This window comes from Paenibacillus sp. FSL R7-0128 (assembly GCF_038002245.1).
In the GTDB taxonomy this organism is placed as follows: Bacteria; Bacillota; Bacilli; order Paenibacillales; family Paenibacillaceae; genus Paenibacillus_AQ; species Paenibacillus_AQ silagei.
Genome location: NZ_JBBOCD010000001.1, coordinates 5,158,187 through 5,176,443 on the forward strand (window position 1 = coordinate 5,158,187; position 18,257 = coordinate 5,176,443).

Sequence of the window (18,257 nt, forward strand, 5' to 3'; positions counted from 1 at the left end):
TTCACGGAGTTCACATTGCATTATTCACATTCACTGTACCTTCCTGAGTCTTGGCAAGTGCGGACGGAATCTTAGGTGCCTGAACCAGCTTCCGTCTGCCCAGAGAGGTTGTAAAAGTGATTACATAACCGGCTACAACTACAGCCATCACAGTGTACAGGGTTTCTCTTAACGGCATATAGAAGAGGGAAAAAGCCAGAACGATTACATCCATCAGGATAAATACGGTTCCTACCTTAATACCTTTCCATTCACTGATCAGCACGGACAAAATATCGTCCCCGCCGCTCGCCCCGCCGCCCAGCAGGACCATTCCTGCGCCCAGACCTGTCAATACCCCGGACAACAGCGCCGCAACCGGCAAGTTATCCTGCAGGTCAATAACCCAGCCGGAATAGCGTTCCATCAGCCCGTAGAATACCGTGAAGGCCACTACGGATATGAAGGTGTTCACTACGAATGATTTTCCTTTGAAGATGATTGCGATGATGAGTACCGGAATGTCCAAAATCAGGATGCTAAGTGATGGTGAAATCCCCAGTACATACTTGCCGAGCAGCGACAATCCTACGAATCCGCCTTCGGTCAAGTGGTTCTGATAATTAATGTGATAATACGTAAATGCAAGCAATAGTGTTCCGGTCAAAATAATAGCTAACCGGAGCGGCAAACTCATGCCACTGTCTTGTTTCCTCATTACTCGGTCTCCCCTTATCGTGTATGGCGGCTAGACGTTCGTGCCAGCCTCTACGGGGGGTTATACCGGAGGAGGTGTTGCTCCTTCGCATACAATACTCCCTTCCCTTCGCAGAAGCGGCTTCGTCAATGAACAACGGTTCGCGCACACTCTACAGGGAAGCTAAGTATAAGACAGATCATAACGTTTCCAAATCGTCCTTTGGGGAATCGTCCTTCGGGGACACATGGTATCCTGATCCTTTCTTTAATTTGATATGTTCTGAATAGATTATACCACGCGGAAGGGCCACTCTAAACAGTTTCCATTAAAAAATAAGCAATCAGCCCGGATTCCGCAGCAGACGGTTGACGGTCTCGCGGCGGACGCCGATCAATTGTCCGATCTCTTCCTGTGTCAGCAGATCTGTGAGCTGTGCGCCATGAGAATATTCGGTCAGCCAGCGGGTCAGCAGGGCCATCCGCTCCCCCGGCGTTCCAACGGTGAGATGATCGAGCCTTGTCTGCATGAACCGCACCTTCTCCTGAAGCAACAGGGCGATCTCCATCACCTTCTCAGGCTTCTCCCTCAGCTCCCGGTACCATTCTGCAGCCGGAATCAGCTCAACCTCACTCTTCATCATTGCCACTGCGGTTCCATGCGCCTCCTTCGGCGAAATGAGGGAATGATGCGGAACGGTCTCACCCGGATATAACAGGTTGAACAATACCATGTTCCCGTTCTCATGCAGTCTCGTGACCTTGAACAGTCCGCTCTTCACCTTGAACAGGTTCTGGCCGCCGTCTCCCTGGCGGAATAAGACCTCACCTCTGTGCAGAATCATTTCGCATTCTCCTTTGCGTTCTCTGTATATATATTTTTAATTATACCGAAATAAGACACTAAAATGGAGGGGCAAGCGTAAAACAGCCATTTTCCAAGAGTTCAACGGTAAAGAAACCGCCTGGGGTAGAGAATGGTCTCTACTCCCAGGCGGTTTCAGGTATAGGCAAAATACGTTATTTCGCTTCTATCGGCTTCTTCCACAGTCCGAGTGTCAGCCCGGAAATCACGGAGCCGATCAGCACAGCCAGCAGGAACAATGCCGCATTGTTAGAAAGGAAGGCTACGAACACACCGCCATGCGGTGCGGGAACGTTGAGGTTCCACAGCTGTGTAAGTCCGCCGGCTACAGCAGAGCCCAGAATACAGGAGGTGAGCACCCGCAGCGGATCAGCCGCAGCGAACGGAATGGCTCCTTCGGTGATAAACGACAAGCCCAGCACATAGTTGGTTACACCGGATTTGCGTTCAGTCTCCGTGAATTTATTCTTGAAGAACGAGGTTGCCAGGGCAATCGCCAGCGGAGGCACCATCCCTCCGGCCATTACTGCGGCCATCATCATTCCGTTTGTATTGCCGCTGGACGTAAACACGCCGATGGCAAAGGTGTAGGCTGCCTTGTTGAATGGACCGCCCATATCAATGGCCATCATCCCGCCAAGCACCAAGCCAAGCAGAATTTTGTTGCCGGTACCCAGATTGTTAAGCGCATCGGTCAGTCCTCCGTTAATCCAGCTGAATAACGGATCGAACAGGAAGAACATAACCGCGCCGGTAATTAGCAAGCTGAATACGGGATAGAGCAGAATCGGCTTCAGACCGTCCAGTGTGCGCGGCAGGCCGGAGAAGACTTTGCGGAGCATTACCACTACATAACCAGCCAGGAACCCGGCAGCCAGACCGCCGAGGAAGCCTGAATTGGAGTTAAGGGCCATCAGACCGCCAACCATACCCGGCATCAGCGCAGGCCGGTCACCGATGCTCATCGCGATAAATCCGGCAAGGATCGGAATCAGGAAGTGGAAGGCTCCGTCACCGCCGCCGATGCTCTGCAGCAGCTTGACCAGCGCATTGTCGGGACTGGCCACCTGTTCAATCAGGAAGGAGATCGCCAGCAGAATGCCTCCGCCTACTACGAACGGGAGCATATGCGAGATGCCGTTCATCAGGTCTTTGTAGATTTTGCTTCCAATAGAACCGGACTTCACAGGTGCTGAGCCTTCTTCATTGCGTCCAGAGCCGCGGTAGATAGGCGCATCTCCTGCAACTGCGATCCGGATCAGCTCCTCTGACTTGCGGATACCGTCGCTAACCGGTCGCTGAAGCACAGGCTTGCCGCTGAAGCGCTCCATCTCCACGTTCTTGTCGGCGGCAACAATGACCCCGCTGGCCCGGGCGATCTCGTCTGCGGTCAGCACATTCTGCGCACCCTCTGAGCCGTTCGTTTCGACACGGATATTGACACCCATCTCCTTGGCCTTCTTCTTGAGGGCATCCTCTGCCATATAGGTATGGGCGATTCCTGTAGGACACGCTGTCACAGCAACAACGAAGCTCTGTGAATCGGGGTTCCCGGTAATCATCCGTGCAGGTTCAGCTTGCGGCGCAGCTGCCTTAGGAGCAGCCTTCACTGCCGCTGCTGTGGCTTCCGCTTCCGCCTGGGCTTCAGCCTCCGCTTGCTTGGCATCGAATAAGGAGGACACCTCGGCAGGGGTCTTGGCACTCATGAGTTGTTCGATGAATTCGCTTTCAATGAGCAACCTGGACAGTGCAGCGAGTGTCCGCAGGTGCATATTTCCAGCTCCGTCCGGCGCGGCGATCATGAAGAATAGGTGAGCCGGCGCTTCATCCAGGGAGGCAAAATCAATTCCGGCGCTGCTCTTCGCAAATACTACTGTTGCCTCCTTGACAGCCTTGGTCTTGGCATGAGGCATGGCAATGCCTCCGCCGATGCCTGTGCTGGACTGGGCTTCACGCTCCAGAATCTTCTCCTTGAACAGCTTCGCATCCGTGATGCGTCCGCTGGCCGCGAGCCTGGCAATCAGCTCGTCAATGGCTCCTTCCTTCGTGGTAGCCTGCAGCTCCATAATCATCGTTTCCTGTATCATCAAATCTGTAATTTTCATAATTCTCAACTCCCCGAATGTACTTGAACCTGTTAACCTCTGTTATTCATAGCTGAGATATGGCAATAAGCGGACGAAGCTCTTCAATTAATGCCCGGTCTGCCAGATCATCGGAGAACGCTGTGGCACTTCCTGATGCCACACCTGCACGGAATGCTTCCAGCACATTCCCTGTCAGCGACAAGGTGCCCACGAATCCGGCAATCATCGAATCTCCCGCACCTACTGAATTCCTAACCTGGCCCTTAGGAGCGCTGGCGTGGAAGACTTCTTGCCCCGTAATGAACAATGCGCCTTCGCCAGCCATGGAGACCAGTACATGCTTGGCGCCGCCCGTAAGCAGCCTGCGTCCGTAAGTGATAATCTCCTCCCGGGTGCTGATCTGAACTCCGAACAGCTCTGCCAGCTCATGGTGATTCGGCTTGACCAGCAGCGGTCCCTGGGATAAGGCGTCCTGCAAGGCCTGCCCGGTCGTATCAATAACGAACTCCGCGCCCTTCTGCCTGCATACTGCAATCAGTTTGCTGTAGAAATCTCCGCCCAGCGAAGGTGGCGTGCTGCCTGACAGAATCACTATGTCACCCGGCTTCAGGGCTTCCAGCTTGTGCAGCAGCGAAGCCGTCTCGGTCTCCGTAATGACAGGACCGGCCCCGTTAATCTCCGTCTCCTGGCCTGCTTTAAGCTTAATATTGATCCGGGTATCGTCCGCAATATGAACGAAGTCGCCGGATATCCCTTCCTGGCCCAGCCAGGTGTCAATGTAGCCGCCGGTGAAGCCGCCAAGAAATCCGGTGGCCGTATTCTCCACGCCGAGCTGCTTCAGAACACGCGATACGTTAATTCCCTTCCCGCCGGGCAGCTTCATATCCCGCTTCATCCGGTTGAGACCGCCTAGTCTTAGCTCTTCTACCTCCACGATATAATCGACGGAAGGATTGAGTGTCACCGTATAGATCATCATTCATCCCTCATTTATAATGTTTGTCTTCCCATCCATCACACCAGTGTATAATCCACATCCAGCTTCTCAAGCTGCCTCCGGAAGCTATCCGGTATCCCCGTATCCAGAATGCAGTGGTCCATCTCCTGCAGATCTGCGACCTTACAGAAGGAGATCTGCCCGATCTTGCTGTGGTCGGCCAGCAGGATCGTCTGCTTCGCTACAGCGATCATTTTGCGCTTGGTGGCCGCTTCCAGCATATTCGGCGTCGTAATCCCTTCGCGGATATCCAGCCCGTTGGTGCCGAGGAAGGCCTTATCTACCCGAACCATATCCAGCGAGCGTTCGGTCATCGGTCCGACAAAAGCCATGGTGTCCGGCCTTAGCATCCCGCCTGTAATAGACACCTCAATATGGCGGCAGTCCTTCAGCTCGTTCAGCGCCATGATTGAGTTGGTAATGACCTTGAGATTGCGGAACGATTTCAGCGCCCGGGCAATCTGCAGTGTGGTGGTACCTCCGTCAAGGAGAATGGCATCACCGTCTTCAATCATCTCCACAGCCTTCCCGGCAATCCGCAGCTTCTCTTCCAGGAACCGGTCTTCCTTGTCAGGAACCGCCGCTTCAAAGTTCACACTCTGCAGGGACACCGCCCCGCCATGCGTACGCTTCAGCAGCCGCGCCTCTTCCAGCTCCTTGAGGTCCCTGCGGATGGTGGATTCAGAGACGGACAGCTCCTGGCCCAGCTCCTGAACCGAAGCTCTTGTATGCTTCTCGACAAACAGCAGAATCATCCGTTTGCGTTCTTCTTCAAACATGCAGCTCACTCCTTAGGATGTGCAGCTACCCGCTGCCGGATTCCTATATATACGTAACTACTGAATTGAAAGATAAGATGATAAGATGACTGGATTCAAATCGCTTGTGACTGATGTTGATCATTTGTGCTCATTTATGATTGTAACAGCGTTTTCATGAACTGTAAAGAGGCTTTCTCTGCTTATTTTTGGCCATAAAATCATGAGTTTAACCCTAACTTTCCAGCCGGATACACTATTGCTGTAAGAATTGGCGTATGCTCTGCTCATTTATGCTCATTTCAGCCTTGTAACTATATCATCCGGTGCGGTAAATTACCTCCCGATTGCCCATTTCACAATGGCAGCGAGCGACATATTTATATTACATATGGGGAAAAGCGGGTGAACAGGAGATGGCCTATTACAATAACAACGGATATGGCAGCGCAGGCGGTAACGGCGGTAATGGCAGTAGCAGCGGCATTAACGGCCACGGAGGGGGCGGCAGTGACGGCCCAGTAGAAACCGAGGAGCTCAGTGCAGAGGATTATGCGATTATTGCCGCAGGCTTCGGCGTACTCGGGGAACTGTTTGCTTTTTTCTCTCTGGTAAAAGCCAAGCAGGTGACCAAGGAAACAGGCGGACAGGTAGGTGCCGGCATCGACCCGGTGCTGTTCGTACAGAACCGCAAAAAAAAAGCAGCCAGACGAAAGTCCCGCCGGCTGCGTTGATCCCTTATATTTTCCGAACCCATCGCTTACTTCAAAGGTATGACCTCATGCTTCGCAAATATGACCTGCACCTTCTCCCTCAGCTCCTCTTCGGGCAGAAGGACAATGACAATAATATGCTCCAGATCAGCATGCTCCGCATACGCCTCCGCGTCATCTTGCGGAATCCCCATTCCGATCAGGCTGACCGCTAGGCCGTCTGTCTCCAGATCCGCCCCCGCGAGCTTGCGGGCTGCCGGACCTGCTGCGACCGCAGAATCCGCGACCATATCCAGGCCTACCCCAAGCCCGCGGGCTGTACCGTACAAGCCATTATTCCCCTGCCCCGTCTCCACATCTCCAATCGCGGCATCCTTGCTGATGATCTCCAGCGTGTTCTTCTGCTTCGTGACAGCAGAGATATGCTTCGCCTTGATCCCATTCTTCTTCAATTCTTCGATCGCCAGCACCGCATCACTCCGGTGTCCAAAAATCCCCAATACCAATGTTGGCATGCGGCATCCCTCCTCTTACAGCTACTGCAATATTACCACTCTGCTACTGCGATATTACCACTCTGCCTGTGGCTTGAATCCCGCATGTGGCGGCGGCTCCCGGTCAGGTCTGAATCAATCTCTTCTAATTGGGTTATAAAGATACGTATACATAAACATAACTTAAGAGATAGGGGGGGCTGCTGTGCTTCAAAGCAAGTATTTTCGGACCTGCCTGGCCATTATCGCCTTTTTGACGATTCTGTACCTGGGCTCGAAGGTCATTTTTCTGTTCACACCGCTGGTATCTATCATTCAACTGCTGCTCGTACCCATGATGCTGTCGGGCTTTATGTATTATCTTCTGCGGCCGATTGTCAACTATCTGGGGACCAAAAATGTTAACCGCGGGCTGTCCGTCCTGCTGATTTATCTTGTGTTTACCGGACTGTTCGTCTTATTCTGGGTGCTGGTCTGGCCTACACTGCGCGAGCAAATCCAGAACTTCATTGACAATACGCCTTATCTGGTCGAGGGTATTCAGAATCAGTTCAACAAGCTCCAGAATGATCCGTCGTTCTCCCGCTTCTTCAAGGGTGACACGGATGTGACCACACGCCTGACGGAGTATGTGAACAGTGCCATTAACTGGGTGACCAATTCGATGTCCAATCTGATCACAGTGATCTCCAGTATTGTCGTGGTTATCGCTACCCTGCCGATCATTCTCTATTACATGCTGAAGGACGGGCACAAGCTGTCACCGATTCTTCAGGGCCTGATTCCGAGAAAGTACCGCAAGGAAGGCCAGGAGATGTTCAAGGATATTGACTCTGCACTCAGCGGCTTCATCGTTACACGTGTCCTGCTTAATGTGGTGCTGGGCATCTTGCTATACATCGGATTTTTGCTGATCGGCCTGCCTTATTCTCTGCTGCTCGCCGTGATCTCCATCCCGCTGAATTTCATTCCCTATGTGGGCTCGCTGCTGGCGGCGGTTCCGGTTGTTATCGTGGGGTTCATAGAATCGCCTTCTATGGCTATCTGGTCAGCGGTCGTCATTCTGATCGCGCAGCAGATTCAGGATAACGTGCTGTCACCGGTCATCTATGGCAAGTCGCTGGATGTTCACCCGTTGACAACAGTGCTGCTTGTACTTGTGGGGGGCGACTTCTATGGACTGATCGGCGTCCTCATTGCGCTTCCGGTCTATATGATTATCAAAATCATCTTCCTGCGCATATACGAGATCATTATCGCTGAACGGGTGGATCAACCCGTACCCGAGCCAAGTGCTCCGCCGGGGATTGAGATTGAGATCGTCAAGGACGATAAGGTATAGTAAAACAACCCCACAAAGTGGGGCTTTAGCTTCGAGGATAACTCAGGTACTTTGCGGGGGCTCCAAAACATATAAATTCTTATCTTTTAATAAAAAGCCCTCCGGCGCTGATGATCTCCGCGCCGGAGGGCTTTTCAATGTACATGCTTGAATGTATCCAGACTTTAGCCCCGCAGCGAGCGGACCACGAAAGTGTGGTTGCCCTTAGGCAGGTTCTGCCCGCCATGCAGCGTCACGGAGCCTTTGGTATGTGCGATGATCGTCGCATTGAATGCCACCAGCTGGTCCCCTTTCCAGACCGTAACCGCTGATTTGAAATAGACGGCATTATCAAACTGCAGACGTTCTCTCATGATATATCCGACCGAATGGAGAACCGGGGGCAAAGCCCTCTCTTTGGGAGCCAGGGCTTTGATGTACACAATATCACGGAAAGGGACGGCAATCTCCTGATGCCCAATGACGGCTACCGAAGCTGCAAGATCCCATCTGCGCAGAACGCCTTTCATGATCGTATATGGCTGCTCTCCGCAGTACATAATGACCGGTCTGCCAACCCAATGCTTCATGGCTCCACGCCCTTCCCTGTGCCTGAACTACTTATACCTTCGGTATGGACCAGTCTATGCCCTTAAGCCCATGCTGCTCCAGATACTGGTTGGCCTGAGAGAACGGGCGGCTGCCGAGAAATCCGCGGTGTGCAGAGAACGGGCTCGGATGCGGAGACTGGATCACCTTATGCCTGCTGCGGTCAACTACCGCGCCCTTGAGCTGGGCATGACTGCCCCACAGGATGAACACCATCGGTTCTGTACGCTCGTTCAGCTTCTCCATAATAGCATCCGTGAAGGTCTCCCAGCCCAGCCCCTTATGCGAATTCGGCTGGCCCTCGCGTACTGTCAGGACGGCATTGAGCATCAGCACGCCCTCTTCCGCCCAGTGCAGCAGCGATCCGTGGCCCGGCACCTCTATACCGAGATCACTGTGCAGCTCAGCGTAGATATTGCGCAGCGACGGCGGAATCCTTACACCCGGCTCTACCGAGAAGCTAAGGCCATGGGCCTGTCCTGCGCCGTGATAGGGGTCCTGTCCGAGAATCACTACCCGGGTCTTGCTGTAAGGCGTCAGCTTCAGCGCCGAGAACAGCTTGTCCTTCGGGGGGTAGACTGTATACTGCTTATACTCGCGTGCCAGGGCATAGCGCAATTCCTCAAAGTAAGGCTTCTGCGTCTCTTCCTGCAGCACTTCATCCCAATCGTTGCCAAACATTCGGTTCTCCTCCCAATTACCCTGCTATTAGTATTGTTTCATTACCTGTTATTAACCAGAATAACAGGAACTTATTTGCGGCCATAGTCCGCCTTGATCTCGCCCCATGACTTCGTCTGCCATTTCAGCACCTTGTTGTCATAAGTATGGCTGCGCAGCCAGCTCTCCGCCCGGTCAATCAGCTGCCAGATCTCCTCTGTAGAGGCATCCCGGGGCAAGGTCGTGGCCACCTTTTTCTGCTTGACCCATTTCATTGCATTGACAGAATCACTATAGACCGTCTTGCTGCTGCCTTCCTGCTTAAGATGAGCCAGCGCATGCACAATCGCCAGGAACTCTCCAAGGTTATTAGTCCCTTTGCGGATCGGACCGCAGGAGAAAATCACATCCCCGGTCTGGGTATCTACGCCTTTGTATTCGACCGGTCCGGGATTCCCCCGGGTGCCTACATCCACGGAGATGCTGTCATAATCAATCTCCTCAGATGTCTCCACGCCGGCACTCCGGCTCCAGGACTTGCCTGATTTGCTTGTGCCGGACGCCCCTGAAGCTGCCGCACCGGTTCCCCAGTTGCCCTTCCAGCCTGCCTTGAAGGCTGTCTCAGCCGCCGCCTTGCTCTCATAGGACTTATATTTCGCTCCGGTATAATGATCCGTCTGCGCCTGGCATTCCGCCCATGTATTGTAGACTCCGGGCTGCTTGCCTTCCCATACAACGTAGTATTTCTGCTTAGCCATTCCTATTGCTCCCTCCTGCCGGTGTAACCTTATCCAGAAACCTATTGTAATGCATACCGCGTTCATATTGAAGCCTGAACACACTCACACGCCTGCTGCCAGCCCGAATATCTTATTTGGATAAATACCGGCAGGCGCGTTCATACTAATACGGCAGCTCAGTCCAGCACAGCCAGCGTAGTATCAATAATGGTCTGGAGCTTGCCCGCATCCCCCGTTGCCTTGACCATAACCCGCAGTCCAACCAAGGCATTGTGCAGATAAGCAGCAAGCGCCGGAGCCGGATGCCGGGAGGATAGTTCTCCGGTCTCCTGTCCATGCAGGATCAGCTGTTCCATTAATCTCTCGGTATTCAAAAAAGCCTCATTGGCCCGCTCAGCAGCTTCCGGATCATGAGCCGACAGCTCCACTGCCGTATTCACCAGCATACAGCCCTTCGGCTCCGCTTCACTTCTGTGAACTGTAGCTTCGAATAAGAGGCGGATAGCAGCCTTGGCAGAGGTGATGCCCTCGATCCGGCTCTCCAGCCGGGAGCTTTGAAGGGCTGCAAAGCGCTCCAGCGCTTTTATATATAAGGTATGCTTGTCTCCAAAGGTGTCATACATGCTTCGCTTGTGAATTCCCATGCCGGCTACAAGATCCTGCATGGACGTCTTCTCATAGCCCTGCTGCCAGAAAATCGTCATTGCCTTGAGCAATACATCATCAATGTCAAACTCTTTGCTTCGCGCCATGATCATGCTCCTTTCGCGGTCTATTTTACCATTTATAGAACGATCGGTAAATATTATTGTAGCCGTGTTAACTAAATCACATCAATTCCGCACCAATCATTCTATATTAATTTTAAGGAAAATACCATCAGCATTACACACCCCAAGGAGGTTAACACAATGAGAAAGTTCGCAGTAATACTTGCGGCATTCACCCTGACCCTGCTTATCGGATGCGGCAACGCAAACAAAGATGCAGGCAACTCCGGCACAGCAGCGAACACGGGCAATACGGCGGCTACTGCTGCACCGGATGCAGTCACTTCAGCTTCGGTAGTCGATAACGGGGAAGCCTTCAAGAAGGCGATCAGCAAAGACGGCACCTGGATTGCAGCTACGCTGAAGGACCTGAGCTTCTCCGAGGAGCTTGTGCTCGACGGACAATTCATCCATAAGGAAGAGCCTGCCCGCAAAATCGCGCTCTATACCCAGGATGCCGATCACAACATCACGAATTCCTTCAAGCTCACCGCGCCCAAATTAACGATCCGTAGCGAGAATGCCCGGATTCAGGGAGGGACCTTTGTGGGTGATGTCTATGTAGAGGCTAACGGCTTCGCCGTCGTGAATGCCACCATTGAAGGTAATGTCTATTTCTCCGATGACAAATATCAGGCTACCTATTCCGCAGCAGACCAGGGTAAGGTAACCGGCGTCACCGAAGTGAAAAAATAATGCGGCAGGGTGCGGGGTGTTCCTCTTCGGGCAAGCGGCCGGGGAGAATACCCCTTTTTCTTGTTGTTGCCCGCGAAAAGAGGTGCTGGCCTAATGAAGTTCATCCATAAGTATGCTATCCTTCCCCTTCTGCTCCTGATGCTCTCCTCCTGCGGCGGACAGGATGTAGCGGAGCCGGAGCCGCAATACCGGATTCAGTCCGGCCATGATCTGAGGATTCTGACAACGAGTGACACCCATTATTTAGCGCAGGAGCTAAGGGATCTCGGACCTGCCTTCCAGCAGTTTCTGGCTGCCGGTGACGGCAAGCAGCTCGGCTACAGCAAGGAAATGCTGGAGGCGCTGGGCTATGATATCGGAATCCGCAAGCCGGATGTGGTGATTATCAGCGGGGATCTCAGCAACAACGGGGAAGAAGCCAGCCATAAGGAGCTGGCCGGACATCTGAAGCGCATTGAGCAAGACACCGGAACCCGGATCTATGTGATCCCGGGCAATCATGATATCCGGAATCCCTGGGCCCGGAGCTTCCGCGATAAGCGCCAATACGTCACAGATTCCGTGAGCGCCAAGGCATTCCGCCAGATCTATGGCAGCTTCGGTTATGATGAGGCCCTGCTGAGAGACGAGGATTCGCTCAGTTATCTGGCTGCCCCTTCGGAGGAGCTGTGGCTGCTCATGCTGGATACTGCACAGTACGGAGACAATAAAGCGCTGGGCCATCCCCAGCTGGAGGGCCGGGTGAGTGACCGGACCCTGGAATGGATCGCTGCCTGCGGCGCGAAGGCCGCTGCCGCAGGCGCGCAGCTCGTGACGGTCATGCATCACAGCCTGCTGAATCACAGTGAATTCATTCAGGAGGGCTTCACTGTAGAGGACCATGCCAAGGTTACAGATGCCTTGATGCAGAGTGGTGTACGGACGGTTCTCAGCGGGCATATACACATTCAGGACATCAGTGAATATAGCCATGACGGGGAGCGTATCTATGACATCGCCAGCAGTGCTTTATCTGTTTTTCCCCATCAATACGGACTCTTAACCTATTCCTCCGCCCGTCAGACTCTGGATTACAGCACGGCAAGATTAGGGATGGAGCAATGGGCAGCAGCCTCCGGCAATACCGATCCAAATCTGCTGGACTTCAGAGCCTACAGTGAAGCCAACTTCCGCAAGCGGTCTGCCACCCGGAGTTATTACCGTCTGGCTGAAGACCCCGCTTACGCCCGTTATACGGAGGCTGCGCTGAAGCAAATGGCTGACGTTGTGGGAAGGCTGAACGAGAATTACTTTGCAGGCTCTGCTAGTACGGACAATGCAGCCGTGACCGCCACAGAAGGCTACCGGCTCTGGCAAGACGCCCCGCCAAGTGGAACGAGAAGCTATGTTCTGGAGATGGCCTCGCAGCAGCCGAAGAACAATCATGAACTGCATGTCCAGCTTCCTCAGCGGTGATGTTTGAAAAACTGGAAATAGGTGTAAAATAGACAAGTATGCTTACACCTACTGCTGAGGAGATGATAATCACCATGTTCACACGTATGGATGAGATTATGATTGAAATCCCGGACGTCGAGAAACCAGATCCTAATGCTGCAGCAGCCGTACAAGAGCTGCTCGGAGGCAAATTCGGTGAGATGTCAACACTCAATAACTACTTGTACCAGTCCTTCAACTTCCGGTCCAAGGACAAGCTGAAGCCCTTCTACGACCTGGTAATGAGCATTACCGCCGAAGAGCTGGGCCATGTTGAGCTGGTCTCCCACGCCGTGAACAAATGTCTAAGAGGTTCCACGGCTTATAAGAAACCGGATTCCACACCGCTTGCGGATGTCAAAGACGCACGGCTGTCTTATCATTTCCTGGCAGGCGCACAGGGGGCCATGCCGTTCGATTCGATGGGCAATCCATGGACCGGAGCTAATGTGTTCAACAGCGGTAATCTGGTGGAGGACCTGCTTCATAACTTCTTCCTGGAGTGCGGGGCCAGAACCCATAAAATGAAGGTCTACGAAATGACCGACCACCCTGCAGCCCGGGCGGTAGTCGGCTTCCTGCTTGTCCGTGGAGGTGTTCACGTGGTCGCTTACGCCAAGGCGCTGGAGATTGCCACAGGCGTCAATGTTACCAAGCTGGTGCCCATTCCTTCCTTGGACAACAAAGCTTTCAATGAAGCCAGAAAGTACGAGGAAAAAGGCGTTCATACGAAGCTGTACACCTGGAGCGATAAGGATTTCAGCTCCATTGACCAGATCTGGAAGGGGACTCACCCGGAGGACGGGCTGCCGCTTGAGGTCATTCAGGGCGTACCGGAAGGCTTCCCTATCCCCGAGGCCCCGGAAGTGAAGGAAGAATTCGCACCGGGCATCTCTGCCGAGGAATTCAAGGAGATTGCCAAACGGCTGAAAATGGCCGGGAATATTCATGACTAGCAGCTTGAGCCAAGCCTAGCGGATAATAGCACCGATAGAGAAGCGGATGTCCCGGAAGCCATGAACTGGCTGCCGGAACATCCGCTTTGTTTGGGTATGGATACTTCTAAGATCTCTGCCTTATAACTCCGGCTCAAGCAGCAGTGAGGTATCGGCAACAGCCCGCCCATTCACAAGCAGCACAAGGGTATGCTCTCCGGGATAGTGCTTCCGTGTAGTCAGGTTGGCCCAGCGGTGGGTCCGTGTACCGGAGAGTCTGGTGCCGCCGGGCACGGTTTTGTCGGATAACAGAAACAGCTTGCGCGAGGTCTTGCCGCCGGCCTTGACGAAGTTGATCCCGTATTCAATGCGGATGCGCACCGGACCGCCCTCCCGGATTGTCAGAGTGTATTGCAGCTCACAGTGCTCCCCAATCCGCAGCTCGGCCGGGTCGGCCGTTAGGACAGCCAAGCTGACCAGCGGGGTACCGCTCTCCTCCGGGGCATATCCGAACAGCTCCATGATCTCAGGGTCCGCCTTGCGGATCAGAGAGCGGCAGCCATGCCGCACAATCCAGTTCGTCTTTACATTACTGCCCAGCCAGCGGCGGGCGGTAGCTATCACGATATCAGGGTGATCCTTCGCGATATCGTTCAGGTTGTTGGCTACACTTTTGCGCACATAGAGTGACGGGTCAGCCTTCAGCTTCTCCAGCAGCGGCAATAGCGGAGACGGATCGCGCTTGAACATCGGCAATGCCTGGCCCCAGGGCAGGCGGGGACGGCTGCCCTCGCTGGCGAGCCGCCGCACATGCTCCCCCGGATGCTCCGCCCAGACCAGCATTTGAGCCATCATCCGCTGCGGGTCACGCAGCAGGAACGGCCTGACGGCAAATTCCGCCGAGGACTTCGGGGTGAACCGCTCCAGCGCCTCCATCGACAGCTCCCAGTGCTCCTCACCTCCACCATACACCTCTACGAAATCCGGGAAAATCAGATACGGGAAGCCGACACAGTCCTTATCTATCGCATACAATATCTTCAGCGCTTCCTCATAGGCCGGGGGCAGGCAGCTGCCCAGTGTCTCTGTAATCCTCCGCATCCGTGCCTTCAGCTCCAGCTCCTCCCACGGCTCCCTCATCGCCTCAGCCATGAAGCGGCCTAGCTCGAACGAACCGTAGACGGCTTTAATCTTCATTCCCAGGCTATGCAGGAATTCTTGGTTGTACATTGCTTTCAGGGGTTCGGCCATTCTTGAATTCCTCCTGCTGATGTAATTGGATTCTCTTATAATGAGAGCATACCATACGAACCGGACATCCCTGTGTCAACTTTCGGCTGGATATATATACACCAAGTATAGCCTATGTTCAAATCCGGCAGCCTGTCGTACAATAAGATTTAAGTTTTTTCCGCTGACGATGAACTTATTTGATGAAAGGACTGGGACTTTTGCCACAGACACTTGTTAAAAACATTGATTTTTTCGTAGCCGCACTGTCACAGACCTTCGTATCCGCCCTCCAGCTTGACCCTGACGGAATGTACTCCCAGGTAGGCAGCGGAGTCGTTGACAAATTCTCTGATGAGTATGTCCGGCTGAAAAGATTCGACGGCTCCACCTCGCATTACGCCCGCGATATTACGAAATTTCAGCATAACCATGCCTGAGAAGCTTCGGGGTCTCTTCATCAAAGGAGAAACAGCGCTCGCCTGTGATCCTCCCTCCCCTCTTCAAACGCAGACCCTGGACCCTGATCCGGGTCTGTTTTTGCGTTGACTATTCACAAAATATTAACGTGTGCATTCCAATAAACTATTGACTTGATGCTGCTGGAGAACTAAACTGAAATCGTTAACAATTCCATGTACCCGGGGAGAACCTATGATTACCATCAAAGATATTGCCCGTGTTGCCGGTGTGTCCCATACTACTGTATCGAGGGCGCTGAACGGCAACCCGCTGATCAAGAAGGCCACCCGGGATAAGATTGAACGGATTGCCGCCGAAATGAATTATGTGCCCAATTACAGTGCCAAGAGCCTGGTCACCAAAAGATCGTTCATCATCGGCCTGTTCTTCTCCAGTATTGAGCAGGGGACTTCCTCAAGCTTCCTGGTGGATGCCATCAAAGGCATTACGCACATTCTCGATGAGAACTATAATCTGACGGTGAACGGGATCGACGGTGTGCAGCATTTCAGCAATATTCAGCCGCAGCGCTTCGACGGCATTCTGGTCATGAGCCAGAGCGATGAAGACAATGCCTTCATCTATCATGTGAAGAAGACCGGCATTCCGCTAGTGGTGCTGAACCGCCAGTTGGAGGACCCCGGCATCATGAACGTGGTCGCCAATGACCGCGAAGGCGTCAAGGAAGCGATTGATTATGCTGTGCAGCAGGGTCACCGCAAGCTGGCTATTATTGAAGGCAAGCCCGGCTTCAAGTCCTCAAGCGAACGTAAGCAGGGCTTCCTGGACAGTCTGATTGCAGGCCGGCTTCCGCTGAACCCTGATTATTTTGCCCCGGGAGATTACAGCATCGAGAGCGGATATGCGGCGATGAGCAAGCTGCTTAGCCTGGAGGACCGGCCTACGGCTGTGTTCTGCTCCAATGATGATATGGCGATTGGCGCCATGAATGCCTGCTATGCCCACAAGGTGCAGGTGCCGGAGCAGATCTCACTGATCGGCTTCGATGATATGATGTTCGCCCGCTATACGAATCCTGCCCTAACCACGGTCCGCAAGCCGATTGCCGAGATCAGTGAGCTGGGCATTACCATGCTGATCCAGCTGCTTCAGCAGCCGGAGACCCCGCCGCAGCAGCTGTTCGTTAAGACTTCGCTGGTGGTAAGGGATACGGTTGCAGAAGTATAACTCTATTTCAACCTACCCGCTATTTTCTGCAGATACGGAGCCTTCCTGGACAAGAGAAGGAATTCCGTATCTTGCTTAAAATAAAATGTTAACGTGTGCAATTTATCACTGTATTTTAAAGGAGATCATGACCACTATGACAAACCGTTTATCCAGAAGCACTCACCCGGGGCTAACCCTCCATCCGGAACGGATGATTCAGTTCGGCGAAGGCAACTTCATGCGTGCGTTCGTAGACTGGCAGCTGCAGCAAATGAACAATCAGGGTCTGTTCAACGGAAGCGCTGTCCTCATTCAGCCCATTGCGCAGGGAACCGGAGGCGTAGCTGACCTGATGGCCGCTCAAGACAACCTCTACACCGTGCTGCTTAATGGCATCATGGACAACGAGACCGTCAATTCCCGCGAAATTATCAGCTCGGTCAGCCGGGTGATTAACCCATACATGGATTATGAAGCTTATCTCGCGCTCGCCGAGAATGATAATCTGGAGTTCATCACCTCCAATACTACCGAAGCCGGCATTGCCTATCTTCCAGGCGACCGCGCAGACGATGCCCCCCCTAAGAGCTTCCCGGGCAAGCTGACTGCGCTGCTCCACCGCCGCTTCGAGCTTGGCAAGAAAGGCTTCGTCATTATCCCCTGCGAGCTGATTGACCGCAACGGCGAGAAATTACTGGAGATCGTAGAACGTTATGCGGCTGACTGGAATCTTGGTGCAGAATTCCTCCAATGGCTAAAGTCCGAGAATACCTTCTGCTGCAGTCTGGTGGACCGGATTGTCCCTGGTTATCCGCGTGACCAGGCTGCCGCCCTCGAAGCTGAGCTCGGCTATCTTGATGACGTAATGGTAACCGCAGAGCCGTTCCTCTTCTGGGTCATTGAAGGACCGGAGTCTCTGACAGAGCGCCTGCCGCTGGCTAAGGCCGGACTGAATGTCGTGGTGACACCGGATATGACGCCTTACCGCGAACGCAAGGTTCATCTGCTGAACGGACCGCATACCGCTATGGTCCCTCTGGGCCTGCTCGCCGGTCTTGAGACGGTTGAAGACGTCATGAATGACGGTACCTTCTCCCGCTTCGTGAAGCAGTTGATTGAAGAGGAGCTGATCCCTATGCTGGATCTGCCTGCCGGGCAGCTATTGTCATACGCCGATGCCGTACAGGAGCGCTTCCGCAATCCGTTCATCCGCCATGAGCTGACCTCCATCTCGCTCAACAGCATTTCCAAATTCAAGGCCCGCCTGCTCCCGGTTCTGCTTCGCTACCAGCAGGAACGCGGCCAGCTTCCGGAGCGGATGACCCTCGCCTTCGCCGCCCTGCTGCTCAGCTACCGGGGCGACCGTATTCGCCGGCAGGACGGCGCAGAGGTACTGGCAGTGTTCGATCAGGCCTGGAGCCAGCCGGCCAGCTTCGTGAACACCATTCTTGGCGACAGCAGCCTGTGGGGACAGGATCTTACCCTGCTGCCGGGACTGGCTGATGCGATAGCCGCCCATTTGCATCAGCTGGAGCATGAAGATTCCCGCGCAGCATTACAGGAACTCGTCGGCTGAACCGGCGAGTTTGCACGAAGAAG

General features: G+C 53.6%; 19 protein-coding genes. 8 read left to right on the top strand and 11 right to left on the bottom strand.

Annotated features, from left to right (window positions below):
* Positions 1-10: 10 nt before the first annotated feature.
* The 5 genes from NST26_RS21910 to NST26_RS21930 form a co-directional block, all read right to left on the bottom strand.
* The gene (locus tag NST26_RS21910) at positions 11-697 is read right to left on the bottom strand and encodes a YitT family protein (RefSeq protein WP_036698508.1); all 687 of its coding nucleotides are present in this window, start codon (positions 695-697) and stop codon (positions 11-13) included.
* A 322-nt stretch (positions 698-1,019) separates the two neighbouring features.
* Positions 1,020-1,520 carry a Crp/Fnr family transcriptional regulator gene (locus NST26_RS21915; protein WP_036731809.1) on the bottom strand — a complete coding sequence of 167 codons (501 nt, stop codon included), beginning with the start codon at positions 1,518-1,520 and terminating at the stop codon, positions 1,020-1,022.
* 175 nt (positions 1,521-1,695) lie between these two features.
* Entirely contained in the window at positions 1,696-3,645 is a 1,950-nt protein-coding gene (locus NST26_RS21920; protein ID WP_340951385.1) for a PTS fructose transporter subunit IIABC, read from the bottom strand.
* Positions 3,646-3,691: 46 nt separating this feature from the next.
* Positions 3,692-4,603, bottom strand: a complete 912-nt coding sequence (pfkB, locus tag NST26_RS21925) for a 1-phosphofructokinase (RefSeq protein WP_340958021.1) — start codon at positions 4,601-4,603, stop codon at positions 3,692-3,694.
* A 38-nt stretch (positions 4,604-4,641) separates the two neighbouring features.
* Entirely contained in the window at positions 4,642-5,403 is a 762-nt protein-coding gene (locus NST26_RS21930; protein ID WP_036731798.1) for a DeoR/GlpR family DNA-binding transcription regulator, read from the bottom strand.
* A gap of 395 nt (positions 5,404-5,798) precedes the next feature.
* On the opposite strand from NST26_RS21930, the gene NST26_RS21935 reads away from it, so the two are divergent.
* A complete protein-coding gene (locus NST26_RS21935; protein WP_036731795.1) occupies positions 5,799-6,116 on the top strand; it encodes a hypothetical protein in 318 nt (105 codons plus the stop codon).
* 26 nt (positions 6,117-6,142) lie between these two features.
* Here NST26_RS21935 and NST26_RS21940 read toward each other — a convergent pair whose 3' ends face one another.
* Positions 6,143-6,610 carry a general stress protein gene (locus tag NST26_RS21940; RefSeq protein ID WP_036731792.1) on the bottom strand — a complete coding sequence of 156 codons (468 nt, stop codon included), beginning with the start codon at positions 6,608-6,610 and terminating at the stop codon, positions 6,143-6,145.
* 184 nt (positions 6,611-6,794) lie between these two features.
* Here NST26_RS21940 and NST26_RS21945 point away from each other — a divergent pair, with 184 nt between their 5' ends.
* Positions 6,795-7,931, top strand: a complete 1,137-nt coding sequence (locus tag NST26_RS21945; RefSeq protein WP_051478588.1) for an AI-2E family transporter — start codon at positions 6,795-6,797, stop codon at positions 7,929-7,931.
* A gap of 164 nt (positions 7,932-8,095) precedes the next feature.
* On the opposite strand, the gene NST26_RS21950 is transcribed toward NST26_RS21945, so the two are convergent.
* The 4 genes from NST26_RS21950 to NST26_RS21965 all read right to left on the bottom strand — a co-directional run bounded on the left by NST26_RS21950 (position 8,096) and on the right by NST26_RS21965 (position 10,671).
* Positions 8,096-8,500, bottom strand: a complete 405-nt coding sequence (locus tag NST26_RS21950) for a hypothetical protein (RefSeq protein WP_036731789.1) — start codon at positions 8,498-8,500, stop codon at positions 8,096-8,098.
* A 31-nt stretch (positions 8,501-8,531) separates the two neighbouring features.
* Entirely contained in the window at positions 8,532-9,200 is a 669-nt protein-coding gene (gene ung, locus NST26_RS21955) for a uracil-DNA glycosylase (RefSeq protein ID WP_036731786.1), read from the bottom strand.
* Positions 9,201-9,271: 71 nt separating this feature from the next.
* On the bottom strand, positions 9,272-9,937 hold the full coding sequence (gene rnhA / locus NST26_RS21960) for a ribonuclease H (RefSeq protein WP_339249633.1): 666 nt from the start codon (positions 9,935-9,937) through the stop codon (positions 9,272-9,274).
* 158 nt (positions 9,938-10,095) lie between these two features.
* On the bottom strand, positions 10,096-10,671 hold the full coding sequence (locus NST26_RS21965; protein WP_340951381.1) for a TetR/AcrR family transcriptional regulator: 576 nt from the start codon (positions 10,669-10,671) through the stop codon (positions 10,096-10,098).
* A 159-nt stretch (positions 10,672-10,830) separates the two neighbouring features.
* Between NST26_RS21965 and NST26_RS21970 the strand changes: the two genes are divergently transcribed.
* From NST26_RS21970 to NST26_RS21980, 3 genes are all read left to right on the top strand, one after another.
* Positions 10,831-11,385 carry a hypothetical protein gene (locus tag NST26_RS21970; protein ID WP_339249637.1) on the top strand — a complete coding sequence of 185 codons (555 nt, stop codon included), beginning with the start codon at positions 10,831-10,833 and terminating at the stop codon, positions 11,383-11,385.
* Between the two features lie 93 nt (positions 11,386-11,478).
* A complete protein-coding gene (locus NST26_RS21975; protein ID WP_340951380.1) occupies positions 11,479-12,840 on the top strand; it encodes a metallophosphoesterase in 1,362 nt (453 codons plus the stop codon).
* Between the two features lie 74 nt (positions 12,841-12,914).
* Positions 12,915-13,817: a manganese catalase family protein gene (locus tag NST26_RS21980; RefSeq protein ID WP_036731772.1), complete on the top strand. Its 903-nt coding sequence runs from the start codon at positions 12,915-12,917 to the stop codon at positions 13,815-13,817.
* Between the two features lie 120 nt (positions 13,818-13,937).
* Here the strand turns inward: NST26_RS21980 and NST26_RS21985 are convergent, their stop codons facing one another.
* Positions 13,938-15,047, bottom strand: coding sequence for a hypothetical protein (locus tag NST26_RS21985; RefSeq protein WP_036731769.1), 1,110 nt, complete (start codon positions 15,045-15,047; stop codon positions 13,938-13,940).
* A 182-nt stretch (positions 15,048-15,229) separates the two neighbouring features.
* On the opposite strand from NST26_RS21985, the gene NST26_RS21990 reads away from it, so the two are divergent.
* From NST26_RS21990 to NST26_RS22000, 3 genes are all read left to right on the top strand, one after another.
* Positions 15,230-15,466, top strand: a complete 237-nt coding sequence (locus NST26_RS21990) for a hypothetical protein (protein ID WP_036731766.1) — start codon at positions 15,230-15,232, stop codon at positions 15,464-15,466.
* A 214-nt stretch (positions 15,467-15,680) separates the two neighbouring features.
* On the top strand, positions 15,681-16,676 hold the full coding sequence (locus NST26_RS21995) for a LacI family DNA-binding transcriptional regulator (protein ID WP_036731763.1): 996 nt from the start codon (positions 15,681-15,683) through the stop codon (positions 16,674-16,676).
* A 136-nt stretch (positions 16,677-16,812) separates the two neighbouring features.
* Positions 16,813-18,234 (top strand): tagaturonate reductase, encoded by a 1,422-nt coding sequence (locus NST26_RS22000; protein WP_340951375.1) that lies wholly within the window; start codon positions 16,813-16,815, stop codon positions 18,232-18,234.
* The last annotated feature ends 23 nt before the right edge of the window (positions 18,235-18,257 follow it).